Annotated in this window: 10 protein-coding genes and 3 tRNA genes; 9 read left to right on the top strand and 4 right to left on the bottom strand. The window is 52.7% G+C overall.

The features are described from left to right. Nucleotides 1-148 precede the first annotated feature (148 nt). Both epmA and yjeM read left to right on the top strand, forming a co-directional pair. Nucleotides 149-1126 carry an elongation factor P--(R)-beta-lysine ligase gene (gene epmA / locus AB4H76_RS20835; RefSeq protein ID WP_000004771.1) on the top strand — a complete coding sequence of 326 codons (978 nt, stop codon included), beginning with the start codon at nt 149-151 and terminating at the stop codon, nt 1124-1126. A 218-nt stretch (nt 1127-1344) separates the two neighbouring features. Beyond that, nucleotides 1345-2847, top strand: a complete 1503-nt coding sequence (gene yjeM, locus AB4H76_RS20830; RefSeq protein ID WP_001300174.1) for a glutamate/gamma-aminobutyrate family transporter YjeM — start codon at nt 1345-1347, stop codon at nt 2845-2847. Between the two features lie 149 nt (nt 2848-2996). Here the strand turns inward: yjeM and mscM are convergent, their stop codons facing one another. The 3 genes from mscM to rsgA form a co-directional block, all read right to left on the bottom strand. Continuing rightward, the gene (mscM, locus tag AB4H76_RS20825; RefSeq protein ID WP_001236850.1) at nt 2997-6320 is read right to left on the bottom strand and encodes a miniconductance mechanosensitive channel MscM; all 3324 of its coding nucleotides are present in this window, start codon (nt 6318-6320) and stop codon (nt 2997-2999) included. Between the two features lie 21 nt (nt 6321-6341). Beyond that, on the bottom strand, nt 6342-7310 hold the full coding sequence (gene asd, locus AB4H76_RS20820) for an archaetidylserine decarboxylase (RefSeq protein ID WP_000934920.1): 969 nt from the start codon (nt 7308-7310) through the stop codon (nt 6342-6344). Nucleotides 7311-7406: 96 nt separating this feature from the next. Next, nucleotides 7407-8459 carry a small ribosomal subunit biogenesis GTPase RsgA gene (rsgA, locus tag AB4H76_RS20815; protein WP_000041970.1) on the bottom strand — a complete coding sequence of 351 codons (1053 nt, stop codon included), beginning with the start codon at nt 8457-8459 and terminating at the stop codon, nt 7407-7409. A 94-nt stretch (nt 8460-8553) separates the two neighbouring features. On the opposite strand from rsgA, the gene orn reads away from it, so the two are divergent. From orn to AB4H76_RS20790, 5 genes are all read left to right on the top strand, one after another. After that, a complete protein-coding gene (gene orn, locus AB4H76_RS20810; RefSeq protein WP_001295188.1) occupies nt 8554-9099 on the top strand; it encodes an oligoribonuclease in 546 nt (181 codons plus the stop codon). 210 nt (nt 9100-9309) lie between these two features. After that, nucleotides 9310-9385: transfer RNA gene (locus AB4H76_RS20805), tRNA-Gly, on the top strand. A 157-nt stretch (nt 9386-9542) separates the two neighbouring features. After that, nucleotides 9543-9618, top strand: a tRNA-Gly gene (locus tag AB4H76_RS20800). Between the two features lie 35 nt (nt 9619-9653). Then, a tRNA-Gly gene (locus AB4H76_RS20795) sits at nt 9654-9729 on the top strand. Between the two features lie 233 nt (nt 9730-9962). Then, on the top strand, nt 9963-10016 hold the full coding sequence (locus AB4H76_RS20790) for a hypothetical protein (protein WP_010723271.1): 54 nt from the start codon (nt 9963-9965) through the stop codon (nt 10014-10016). Here AB4H76_RS20790 and queG read toward each other — a convergent pair. Next, a complete protein-coding gene (gene queG / locus AB4H76_RS20785) occupies nt 9999-11138 on the bottom strand; it encodes a tRNA epoxyqueuosine(34) reductase QueG (RefSeq protein ID WP_077492113.1) in 1140 nt (379 codons plus the stop codon). The genes AB4H76_RS20790 and queG overlap by 18 nt on opposite strands. Here queG and nnr point away from each other — a divergent pair. Both nnr and tsaE read left to right on the top strand, forming a co-directional pair. Beyond that, on the top strand, nt 11137-12684 hold the full coding sequence (nnr, locus tag AB4H76_RS20780; protein WP_001295189.1) for a bifunctional ADP-dependent NAD(P)H-hydrate dehydratase/NAD(P)H-hydrate epimerase: 1548 nt from the start codon (nt 11137-11139) through the stop codon (nt 12682-12684). The two genes, queG and nnr, sit on opposite strands and share 2 nt — an antisense overlap. Then, entirely contained in the window at nt 12656-13117 is a 462-nt protein-coding gene (gene tsaE, locus AB4H76_RS20775) for a tRNA (adenosine(37)-N6)-threonylcarbamoyltransferase complex ATPase subunit type 1 TsaE (RefSeq protein WP_000981977.1), read from the top strand. The genes nnr and tsaE overlap by 29 nt, the downstream gene beginning before the upstream one ends. The last annotated feature ends 17 nt before the right edge of the window (nt 13118-13134 follow it).

The following is a 13134-nucleotide window of genomic DNA, read 5'->3' as shown; positions in this document are numbered from 1 at the left end:
CACTGAAGATGATTAATTTAATTACTAAACCATCAGATCGTGCTTTTTTTAGTCACTGCCCACCGCTGTTTGATTCCTGCGTAAAATTTGTCTCGCCGTCGCGTTGCGAGTAGACTTCGTGCCCTTGTCAAAAACTGGAGATTTAACTATGAGCGAAACGGCATCCTGGCAGCCGAGCGCATCCATTCCTAACTTATTAAAACGCGCGGCGATTATGGCGGAGATCCGTCGTTTCTTTGCCGATCGTGGAGTGCTGGAGGTGGAGACGCCTTGTATGAGCCAGGCGACGGTAACCGATATTCATTTGGTCCCGTTTGAGACACGTTTCGTTGGCCCCGGGCATTCGCAGGGGATGAATCTCTGGTTAATGACCAGCCCGGAATACCATATGAAACGCCTGCTGGTTGCCGGTTGTGGGCCTGTATTCCAGCTGTGCCGCAGCTTCCGTAATGAAGAGATGGGGCGTTATCACAACCCTGAGTTCACTATGCTGGAGTGGTATCGACCGCACTATGATATGTACCGGTTGATGAACGAGGTGGACGATCTCTTACAACAGGTGCTGGACTGCCCGGCAGCAGAAAGCCTTTCTTATCAACAAGCTTTCTTGCGTTATCTGGAAATTGACCCGCTCTCTGCCGACAAAACGCAACTGCGGGAAGTCGCAGCGAAACTGGATTTGAGCAATGTTGCTGATACCGAAGAAGACCGCGACACGCTGCTACAATTGCTGTTTACCTTTGGCGTAGAGCCAAATATTGGCAAAGAAAAACCGACCTTTGTGTACCACTTTCCAGCCAGCCAGGCATCACTGGCGCAAATCAGTACCGAAGATCATCGGGTCGCTGAACGCTTTGAGGTTTATTATAAAGGTATTGAGCTGGCGAATGGTTTCCATGAATTGACGGATGCCCGTGAGCAGCAACAACGCTTTGAACAAGATAACCGTAAGCGCGCGGCGCGCGGTTTGCCGCAGCACCCCATTGACCAGAATCTGATTGAAGCCTTGAAAGTCGGTATGCCTGACTGTTCCGGCGTGGCATTAGGTGTTGATCGTCTGGTGATGTTGGCGCTGGGCGCGGAGACACTGGCTGAAGTCATCGCCTTTAGCGTTGACCGGGCATAATTCTGAAAAATTACTGAATTAACAGCGAAGAATGGCGTGATAAGCGCCATTCTGTAGCATATGTTTTCATTTTTCCGTTAAAGGCCACAATTTAAGACTGGATATTTGATATCATCCAGGTATCAATTCTGTATTGGTTTTTACGCTGCCTGCTCAATGTTGCGCAGTGCAGTTCAGTGGGCACGTGTTATACACGCGCTGAAATGAAGGATGGTTTCATGCCTCACACGATAAAAAAGATGAGTCTGATAGGACTCATATTGATGATCTTTACTTCCGTATTTGGATTTGCCAATAGCCCATCGGCTTATTACTTAATGGGTTATAGTGCGATTCCCTTTTATATATTTTCTGCATTGTTATTCTTTATTCCATTCGCCTTAATGATGGCTGAAATGGGAGCTGCTTATCGCAAAGAAGAAGGCGGTATCTATTCCTGGATGAATAATAGTGTCGGACCACGTTTTGCCTTCATTGGTACGTTTATGTGGTTTTCCTCTTATATCATCTGGATGGTGAGTACCTCCGCGAAAGTTTGGGTACCGTTCTCAACATTCCTCTATGGTAGCGACATGACCCAGCACTGGCGTATTGCCGGACTGGAGCCTACGCAGGTGGTTGGTCTGCTGGCAGTGGCATGGATGATTCTGGTCACCGTCGTTGCTTCTAAGGGGATTAATAAAATTGCCCGCATTACTGCGGTGGGCGGTATTGCAGTAATGTGTCTGAATTTAGTATTGCTGTTAGTAAGCATTACTATTTTGTTATTAAATGGTGGGCATTTCGCGCAGGATATTAATTTCCTTGCATCACCGAACCCGGGTTATCAGTCCGGTCTGGCAATGCTATCGTTTGTGGTATTTGCCATTTTTGCCTATGGCGGAATTGAAGCGGTTGGTGGTCTGGTCGATAAAACGGAAAATCCAGAAAAGAACTTTGCCAAAGGTATTGTTTTTGCCGCTATTGTTATTTCAATCGGTTATTCGCTGGCAATATTTTTATGGGGCGTCAGCACAAACTGGCAGCAGGTATTAAGTAATGGTTCCGTTAACCTCGGCAATATTACCTATGTGCTGATGAAGAGCCTCGGGGTGACGCTGGGTAACGCACTGCATTTGTCACCTGAAGCGTCATTGTCGCTGGGCGTATGGTTTGCGCGTATTACCGGACTTTCGATGTTCCTCGCCTATACCGGTGCGTTCTTTACGCTTTGCTATTCACCGCTGAAAGCCATCATCCAGGGGACGCCGAAAGCGTTGTGGCCGGAACCGATGACGCGCCTGAATGCGATGGGGATGCCGTCTATCGCCATGTGGATGCAGTGCGGGTTGGTTACTGTCTTCATCCTGCTGGTTTCGTTTGGTGGCGGTACCGCATCGGCGTTCTTTAACAAGCTGACGCTGATGGCGAACGTGTCTATGACGCTTCCTTACCTGTTCCTCGCGCTGGCTTTCCCATTCTTTAAAGCACGTCAGGATCTCGACAGACCATTTGTGATTTTCAAAACGCGTATGTCGGCAATGATTGCGACGGTGGTTGTCGTACTGGTGGTGACATTTGCGAACGTCTTCACCATTATTCAGCCTGTGGTTGAAGCCGGAGACTGGGACAGCACATTGTGGATGATTGGCGGCCCTGTCTTCTTCTCGCTGTTAGCGATGGCGATTTACCAGAACTATTGCAGTCGCATGGCGAATAAACCTGAGTTAGCTCTCGACTGATCATATGAAATCCTGCAACTCATCGTCTCTCCGGCGATGAGTTGTCAGGAAGTAATGCGTATGGATGATACTCTCAGGGCCGGTGATAACTGAAGATGATGTTAAGCTGCTAAATGAGCCACGTTGACATCATTTGGCAGCTTCATGCATTACAAACTTCCCGCCTGACGACCTTTGCCCGCAGACGTCAGCGTTCTCCCCGTTTGTTTACCGTTGAGGCTTTCCAGACGCATCTGGAAGGGCGGGAATGGCATATCGATACCGTGGGCATGGAAGCCAGCCAGAATCAGCTGGTGGATCTCATGGCGTAGCGGCATACGGTGACCCATCTCAGCGGCATAAATACGCAGCTCGAAAATCTGAATCCCTTGTTGCAGATCCACCAGGAAGACTTCCGGTGCCGGGTTGTCGATCACCAGCGAGCAGCGACGCGCTGCGGTGAGCAGGATTTCCGTCACTTCTTCACTGTTGGCATCAGCAGGGGCCGGAATCGTCAACACTACGCGCGTGACCGAGTCAGAGAGCGACCAGTTGATAAACTGCTCGGTAATAAACGCCTTGTTCGGCACGATTATCTCTTTACGGTCCCAGTCGCTGATGGTGGTGGCGCGGGTGTTAATTTTTGTCACGCTACCAGTAAGATCGCGGATCGTTACCGTATCGCCAATGCGAATCGGTTTTTCGAACAGGATGATCAGGCCAGAGATAAAGTTGGCGAAAATTTCCTGCAAACCAAAACCGAGACCAACACCGAGCGCGGCAACCAGCCACTGCAATTTCGACCACTCAATACCAATCATTGAGAAGCCGACCAGCCCGCCAATCAGCATCAGCAGATATTTTGTGATGGTGGTGATGGCGTAACCCGTACCCGGCGTTAAATCCAGGTGCTGCAAAATCGCCAGTTCCAGCAGCGCGGGCAGGTTGCGCACCAGCTGCGTGGTGATGATAAATACCAGAATGGCAATCAGCACCGCACCGAGGGTAATTGGCTCCAGACTTTCTACGCCCTGTACCGTGGAGGTGACATCCCACAGCGAAATATTTTCGAGGAAGCCGAAAGCGGAATGGATTTCTGACCACAGCACAATGACCGAAAGCAGGGCGATCAACATCAAAATTGAGCGCACCAGCCGCAAGGATTGCGCACTGATGGCATCGAGATCGACTTCGCTTTCATCGACTTCAATTGCTCCTTCCGGGCTACTGTGATGATGCGCTTCCTCTTCGCCACGCGCACGTTGCGCTAACATCTCTGCCCGGCGATGCTTCGCCCGGTCAAACGCCAGCCTGCGGCGCTGGATCAGCATCCAGCGGCGGATAACGTGATAAACCACCAGTAGCAGGAACCAGATGGCAACCGAGGTTTCAAGCCTCGCTAACAGCGCCTGTGCCGTTGCCAGATAACCCACAGCCGACGCCAGAATGGCAACCAACGGCGCGCCAATCATCATGTTCCACAGCATATGGTTGGTAATGTTGTCGCCGCTGCCCTCTTTGTTGAGATACAGTGGGATCCCGGCCTTTTTCAGGCTGAGGGTGACCACCGCCAGCGCACCGCAAATGAGGATAAAGCAAAGCCGTCCCAGCGAACCGGAGAATTCACGGTCGTCGAGGTTATCGAACATCATCAGCGCCATAATCAGCGGCACAATAAGCCCGATGCTCATCAGGTAGTAGCGCATCCCACGGGAAACACGTTCGCGCGGCCAGCCAAAATGAGCGATAAACAAGCCGTTCGGGCGGGCAAAGGTGGCGCAAATCATCACTACCCACAGCAGCGGCACGGTGGCCGTTACGCCATCGCCAATCGCGACCGCCAGCGGATAAGGCCACGCCTCGCGCAAGCCGTAACCCAGCGTCATCCACAGCACCGGCAGCGGTGACGCGACGAGAATCGACCAGAAAAGAGTGCGCAACGTCAGCCAGAAGTGATCCTGAGTCACTTTGCCGACTTTCGCCGCCGAACGTTCAAGAAAACGGGTGAAATAGCGGCGCGAGTAAATACTGCAACCGACCAGAATCAACGCGCCAAACAGCGGCAAAATTGTCTCTTTGCTGGTCAGCATCATCACACTGGCTTTGCCCAACTGACTGAAGGTGTCCAGCGAAATGAGACGACGCAGATCCTGGGCGATTTCCAGCGGCCAGGCGATGGTCATCGGGCGCACGTCAGAGGTCCAGAACAGATAGCGGTGCGTTGCTTCGTTCACCTCTTTCAGCGCATCCTCCAGTTGCCCGTTGGAGACTTTCAGCTTGGTCAGTTCCAATAGTAGCGTGTCGCCACCCTGCAACAATGAGTTCAGCAACTCACGCTGAGTGCGTAGTTGTGCTTCCAGAATACGGTTTTGCTCGGCGGTCAGCGGCTGACCGTCGGCCTGATGAATTTGCCGTAGCAGCGGCTGTTTATTAAGCAGATCCTCATAACGTAACCGTTGCACACGCAACTGCGCCATTTCGGTATCAAGCTGTTGTGGTTTCGGCATTTCCGGCAGCCGTGCCACCTGCGCCCGCAACGCTTCGCCGAGCAGGTTGGACGATCCCAGCCATTGCGACTGTTCACGCAGCGTATTCAGCGCCTGCCGAACCTGTAACGTCTGGCTGGTGGCCTGGCGCTGTTGCGAGGCAACGAGATCCATCCGCTGCGCCTGTTGATTCAGTGCCGCCGATAGTTCGCGGTTAATTTTGAATTGCGCGACGATGTCTTTCGGCAAATCGGCGCTGTTTTCTGCCAGCAATTCGGTACTTTCCAGCGCCCGCTCCGCCTCAAGCTGACGTTGGCTGTTCAACTGATTACGTAAGGCCTGCAAATACGCATCCAGTTGCTGGCTCTCTTTTTCCGCCAGCTCTGAGCGTAAGCGCGCTAATTCCTGACGGTTATTGGCAGACAGCTGCGCCAGTTCCAGTTCATCAACGAGCGCTTTCAGGCGTGCGGAGTCAGACTGCAACGCGAAATTTTGTGCCTGATTGAGCGGAGTATTGCCGGTAAGCGTTCCCAGGCGGCGCTCGATCTCATTTAACTGACGGCGGGCGTCGGTTTGCTGTTGCGGCAGTTGATTCAGCGAATCGGCAATCTCGCGGGCGCGCTCCTGCTCTTGCTGGGCCTGACGGCTTTTATCCAGCAACTGGCTGCTGACCTGGAGAATTTCCTGATTCAGCGCGTCGGTAGACATTCCCGGCGACACGCTGCGCGGCTCGTCACGCATGTTGTTTAATTGTGCGCGCAGAGTAGCGGAGAGTTTCGGATAATTATCGATAACTTGCTGATATTGTTTGATGCGCTCAAGGGAACCTTTTCGTTCCTCAAGCGCATTTAAGGCAGACTGGAGCGCCTCTACGACTTCCGGCTGTGCGGGTTTCGCCGCTTTTGCCTGCTCCAGTTCCTGAGTGATTTGTTTGCTATCGGGGGCCGTCGCGGCGTACGCCCCCCAACTGAGGCACCAGGCCATCAGAAAAGTGATAATCAGGCGCACGTCAGCGTTTCCTTTGATGGATTAGACCTGGTCTTTTTTGTCGTCAACCAATGGGCTGGCGTCGTGTTCTGCTTCGATCTCTTCAGCAGGAAGCGGGGCCGGTTCAGCGTCTGGCGTAACAAAGGTTTCGGTAGATACTGCCAGCGGCTGGCCAATTTTCGTGACAGACAGGCTTTCCAGTTGCTCAACCAGATTCACTTTACCCGGTGCAAACAGGTTGATAACGGTGGAACCGAGTTTAAAGCGACCCATTTCCTGGCCTTTCAGCAGTGCCACAGAACCGTCGTTTTCCCCGGCAGGCCAGGTCCAGCGCTTGATGATGCCTTCGCGCGGCGGCGTAATGGTGCCCGCCCAGACAGTCTCAATGCTGCCTACAATCGTCGCACCGACCAGAATCTGCGCCATTGGGCCAAATTCGGTATCGAACAGGCAGATCACGCGTTCGTTACGGGCAAACAGATTCGGCACGTTCTGAGCGGTGAGATGGTTAACGGAGAAGAGATCGCCCGGCACGTAGATCATCTCACGAAGAATACCGTTGCACGGCATGTGTACGCGGTGGTAGTCACGCGGGGAGAGGTAAGTGGTCACAAACGTACCGTTGCGGAACAGGTCCGCCATCAGATAGTTACCTGCCAACAGGGCTTCGAGGCTGTAGTTGTGGCCTTTGGCTTGCAGGATTTTATCTTCTTCGATTTTACCCAACTGGCTGATAACGCCATCGGCAGGCATGACCAGGACATTCGGATCGGTATCGATTGGGCGTACTTCGTCACGCAGCGGACGGACAAAGAATTCGTTAAAGGTGCGGTAGCTGGCGGTGTCCGGCTTTTGCGCCTCTTTCATGTCGACCTTGTAGTATTTAACGAACAGATCGATAACCAGTTTTGTCAGCCATCCTGCCCGCTTGCTTGCGCCCCAACCCGCCAGGCGAGTAAGCCATAGTTTCGGCAGAATGTACTGTAGCGAAAGTTTAAATGAATTTAACAAGGTAGCCTCCAGGCCATTGTTTTGTCGTTCCTGATCCGGCCTACATGCCGGATCCTGAAAAAAAGGGGACGATTCTAACGACGGTTAGCTTAATTGTCAGTCATCCGTATCAGAAAAGTTTTTACGCGTTTTTACCTGCGCCATGCTTTCCAGAATACGGTGATAGTTTTCGAAACGGGTTTCCGCGATTTTTCCTTCCTCAACCGCTTCCCGGATAGCGCAGCCCGGATCGGTATCGTGTTTGCAATCGCGATATTTACACAGACCTAAATAGTCATGGAATTCGACAAAGCCCTGAGTGATTTGTTCCGGCTCCAGGTGCCAGAGGCCGAACTCACGCACACCTGGGGAGTCAATCACATCACCGCCGTGCGGGAAGTGATACAGCCGAGCGGCGGTCGTGGTGTGCTGACCAAGCCCCGAGTTGTCAGAGACATCGTTGGTCAGGATCTCTTTTTGCAGCCCCAGCAACGCGTTCAGCAGGCTGGATTTACCAACGCCAGACTGCCCGGCAAAAATGCTGATACGCCCAGTCAACGCCTCTTCCAGCGGTTTTAGCCCATCCTGAGTATGGCTGGAAACCATCAATACGCGATAACCGATATTGCGGTAGATATCCATCTGTTCGTTGACGAACGCCATGCCTTCGTCGTCCAGCAGGTCTATCTTGTTGAGCACAATAATCGGCTCAATCTGCAAGGTTTCGCAGGCCACCAGGTAACGGTCGATAATATTGAGCGACAGCTCCGGCAAAATGGCGGAGACAATGACAATCTGGTCGATGTTGGCGGCAATAGGTTTCACGCCGTCGTAGAAATCCGGACGCGTCAACACCGAGGTGCGCTCATGCACCGCTTCCACGATCCCTTTGACATTTACGCCTTCCGCCGCCGGTTTACCCGGACGCCAGACTACGCGGTCGCCGGTCACCAGCGAACGGATGGTACGGCGAATATTGCAGCGGTGAACGTCGCCATCGGCGGATTCCACATCAGCGTGCATACCAAAGCGGCTGATGACGATACCTTCATCAGGCTCGCCAAACAGATTGTCGTCGTAGTCGGGCTTCTCCTTAGACGTTTTAAGACGACGCTGGTGATTGGCGTTCACGCGGCGCTGCTGGCCTTTGGAGAGTTTATTTTTACTCAATCGTACAGACTCCTGGTCGCCCCTGATGGGCAAAACATCTATGATACACGCAATTGTGGATCAATATAGTCACTGTGAATGGGTGGAAAATAGCATGAGTGCCAATGAAAACAACCTGATTTGGATCGATCTTGAGATGACCGGTCTGGATCCCGAGCGCGATCGCATTATTGAGATTGCCACGCTGGTGACCGATGCCAACCTGAATATTCTGGCAGAAGGGCCGACCATTGCAGTACACCAGTCCGATGAACAGCTGGCGCTGATGGATGACTGGAACGTGCGCACCCATACCGCCAGCGGGCTGGTAGAGCGCGTGAAAGCGAGCACGATGGGCGATCGGGAAGCTGAACTGGCAACGCTCGAATTTTTAAAACAGTGGGTGCCTGCGGGAAAATCGCCGATTTGCGGTAACAGCATCGGTCAGGACCGTCGTTTCCTGTTTAAATACATGCCGGAGCTGGAAGCCTACTTCCACTACCGTTATCTCGATGTCAGCACCCTGAAAGAGCTGGCGCGCCGCTGGAAGCCGGAAATTCTGGATGGTTTTACCAAGCAGGGGACGCATCAGGCGATGGATGATATCCGTGAATCGGTGGCGGAGCTGGCTTACTACCGCGAGCATTTTATCAAGCTGTAAAATTTTTCCTGGTCACGTAAGCGCCGGAATCCACTTGCGGCGGCGTGATTTTGACGCTAAATTGAACGTCTTGCTGATAATTTCAGCACTTGAGATAAAAACGCAAAAAAAACTTTTTTGGGGGGTTGCAGAGGGAAAGATTTCTCGTATAATGCGCCTCCCGTAACGACGCAGAAATGCGAAAATTACGAAAGCAAAATTAAGTAGTACGCGGGAATAGCTCAGTTGGTAGAGCACGACCTTGCCAAGGTCGGGGTCGCGAGTTCGAGTCTCGTTTCCCGCTCCAAAATTTGAAAAGTGCTGAAAAGCGCAGACCACCCAATCGCAGTATTTCGAATTGCGACAAGGCGGCAACTGAACGAATCCTTGGGAGCTTACAAAAGTAAGTGACTAAGGTGAGTGAAGGCAGCCAAGGCAGTAGCGGTTCGAAAGACGAAGATTAAGCGGGAATAGCTCAGTTGGTAGAGCACGACCTTGCCAAGGTCGGGGTCGCGAGTTCGAGTCTCGTTTCCCGCTCCAAAATTTGAAAGTGCTGTAAGGCACAGACCACCCAAGCGGGAATAGCTCAGTTGGTAGAGCACGACCTTGCCAAGGTCGGGGTCGCGAGTTCGAGTCTCGTTTCCCGCTCCAAATTCTTCTCTCAATAAAATATCCACAGCGACGCGATGCGTTATTGCTGGTTTTTGTTGTCTCTGACAAACTCTTGTAAACAGAGTTATCCACAGCCTCAGGCTGTAATCTTAATTTCAAAGAAACTTCGCACGGTGAATAGTATTTTTTTAACCTATTGATAGATAAGTTAAAAATTAAGATTCCGTTTTGTCGAGTCGATCACTTGACGATTTTATTCGTCTTGAATTGCAATGCGTTTTTATTTTTATTCACAAGCTGTGGATGAATCAGGCGTCACGCGGTAACCCTTTTTCAATCACCCGAACCAGACGCTGTTTTTTCGGCAATTGCACTTCGACTATGCACGCATTTCGTCTCTCTATTTGCTGCGCAATCGCCCACGCTATGTGCTCATCGAGAAGTGGGTGCTCACCTTTACGACTTTCCAGCGCTGTCAAAATCGTTTCATCCCAAGGGGCATTGCCTAATGCTACGGCGATATTACGCAGCCAACGCAGGTGACCAATACGACGAATCGCCGATCCTTCCGTGACTTTTAAAAACTTCTCTTCGCTCCAGGCGAATAACTCAATGAGTTCCGGTGCGTGTAGCGGCTTACGCGGGCTGAAATCCTCTTCTGTGGTGAGCTGTGAATAGCGATTCCACGGGCAGATAAGCTGGCAGTCATCGCAACCGTAAATACGGTTTCCCGTTAACGGTCGCAACTCTTCCGGGATCGCCCCTTCAAGTTCGATGGTGAGATAAGAGATACAGCGGCGAGCATCGACGGTATATGGCTCGACGATGGCACCGGTCGGGCAAATCGTCATACAGGCCACGCATTTGCCGCATCCTTCCTCGACTGGTTGATCCACGGGCAGCGGAATATCGACCAGCAATTCGCCTAAAAAGAAGAACGAACCGGCCTCGCGATTGAGGATAAGTGAGTGCTTACCTGTCCAGCCGAGCCCAGCTTTTTCAGCTAACGGGCGCTCGAGAATAGGCGCAGAATCGACAAACGGTCTAAAATTCAGCGAAACACAATGTTGCTGAATCATCTCGCCCAGCTTTTTGAGTCGGTTGCGCAGAAGTTTGTGATAGTCACGGCCCAGCGCATAACGGCTAACATAGCCGAGTTTGGGGTTTTTCAGCGTGCTGGCAAATGCGGCGTTAGCAGGAAGGTAATTCATCCGCACGCTGATCACGCGCAGCGTACCGGGCAATAACTCATGAGGGCGAGCGCGCAGCATACCGTGACGTGCCATCCAGTCCATTTCGCCGTGGTATTGTTTGTCCAGCCATGCTTGCAGTTTGGGCTCGGACTCGCTGAGATCGGTATCGGTAATACCTACCTGCTGAAAGCCCAGTTCCAGCCCCCACTGTTTAATTTTTTGCGCTAACTGATTGAGATCGAGGGGCTCTGACATGACGGACCATACAATGAAGAAAAACCCCGTAAGTATACCACACACCGTCTGGTACGCCGACGATATCCGCCGCGGAGAACGCGAGGCGGCAGATGTGCTGGGGCTCACACTCTATGAGCTGATGCTTCGCGCTGGCGAGGCCGCATTCCAGGTGTGTCGTTCGGCGTATCCTGACGCCCGCCACTGGCTGGTGCTGTGCGGTCATGGTAATAACGGCGGCGATGGCTACGTGGTCGCGCGACTGGCCAAAGCGGTCGGCATTGAGGTCACGTTGTTGGCCCAGGAGAGCGACAAACCGTTGCCGGAAGAGGCCGCGCTGGCACGCGAAGCATGGTTAAACGCGGGTGGCGAGATCCATGCTTCGAATATTGTCTGGCCCGAATCGGTAGATCTGATTGTTGATGCGCTGCTCGGTACCGGTTTGCGGCAAGCGCCCCGCGAATCCATTAGCCAGTTAATCGACCACGCTAATTCCCATCCTGCGCCGATTGTGGCGGTTGATATCCCTTCCGGCCTGCTGGCTGAAACTGGCGCTACGCCAGGCGCGGTGATCAACGCCGATCACACCATCACTTTTATTGCGCTGAAACCAGGCTTGCTCACTGGAAAAGCGCGGGATGTTACCGGACAACTGCATTTTGACTCACTGGGGCTGGATAGTTGGCTGGCAGGTCAGGAGACGAAAATTCAGCGGTTTTCAGCAGAACAACTTTCTCACTGGCTAAAACCGCGTCGCCCGACTTCGCATAAAGGCGATCACGGGCGGCTGGTAATTATCGGTGGCGATCACGGCACGGCGGGGGCTATTCGTATGACGGGGGAAGCGGCGCTGCGTGCTGGTGCTGGTTTAGTCCGAGTACTGACCCGCAGTGAAAACATTGCGCCGCTGCTGACTGCACGACCGGAATTGATGGTGCATGAACTGACGATGGACTCTCTTACCGAAAGCCTGGAATGGGCCGATGTGGTGGTGATTGGTCCCGGTCTGGGCCAGCAAGAGTGGGGGAAAAAAGCACTGCAAAAAGTTGAGAATTTTCGCAAACCGATGTTGTGGGATGCCGATGCATTGAACCTGCTGGCAATCAATCCCGATAAGCGTCACAATCGCGTGATCACGCCGCATCCTGGCGAGGCCGCACGGTTGTTAGGCTGTTCCGTCGCTGAAATTGAAAGTGACCGCTTACATTGCGCCAAACGTCTGGTACAACGTTATGGCGGCGTAGCGGTGCTGAAAGGTGCCGGAACCGTGGTCGCCGCCCATCCTGACGCTTTAGGCATTATTGATGCCGGAAATGCAGGCATGGCGAGCGGCGGCATGGGCGATGTGCTCTCTGGTATTATTGGCGCATTGCTTGGGCAAAAACTGTCGCCGTATGATGCAGCCTGTGCAGGCTGTGTCGCGCACGGTGCGGCAGCTGACGTACTGGCGGCGCGTTTTGGAACGCGCGGGATGCTGGCAACCGATCTCTTTTCCACGCTACAGCGTATTGTTAACCCGGAAGTGACTGATAAAAACCATGATGAATCGAGTAATTCCGCTCCCTGATGAGCAGGCAACATTAGACCTGGGCGAGCGGGTAGCGAAAGCCTGCGATGGCGCAACCGTAATCTATCTGTATGGCGATTTAGGCGCAGGTAAAACCACCTTTAGCCGGGGCTTTTTACAGGCTCTGGGTCATCAGGGTAATGTCAAAAGCCCCACTTATACGCTGGTCGAACCCTATACGCTCGACAACTTAATGGTCTATCACTTTGATTTGTACCGCCTTGCCGATCCCGAGGAGCTGGAGTTTATGGGGATCCGCGATTATTTTGCCAACGATGCCATCTGCCTGGTGGAGTGGCCACAACAAGGTACAGGTGTTCTTCCTGACCCGGATGTCGAAATACACATTGATTATCAGGCACAAGGCCGTGAGGCGCGCGTGAGTGCGGTTTCCTCTGCGGGTGAATTGTTGCTGGCGCGTTTAGCCGGTTAACCTTTGAAAGGTGGCGG

Source organism: Escherichia sp. UTM R2, from assembly GCF_048593455.1.
Taxonomy (GTDB): domain Bacteria; phylum Pseudomonadota; class Gammaproteobacteria; order Enterobacterales; family Enterobacteriaceae; genus Escherichia; species Escherichia coli.
Note: the sequence above shows the minus strand (reverse complement) of the source record. Positions and strands in the feature narration are given on the sequence as shown.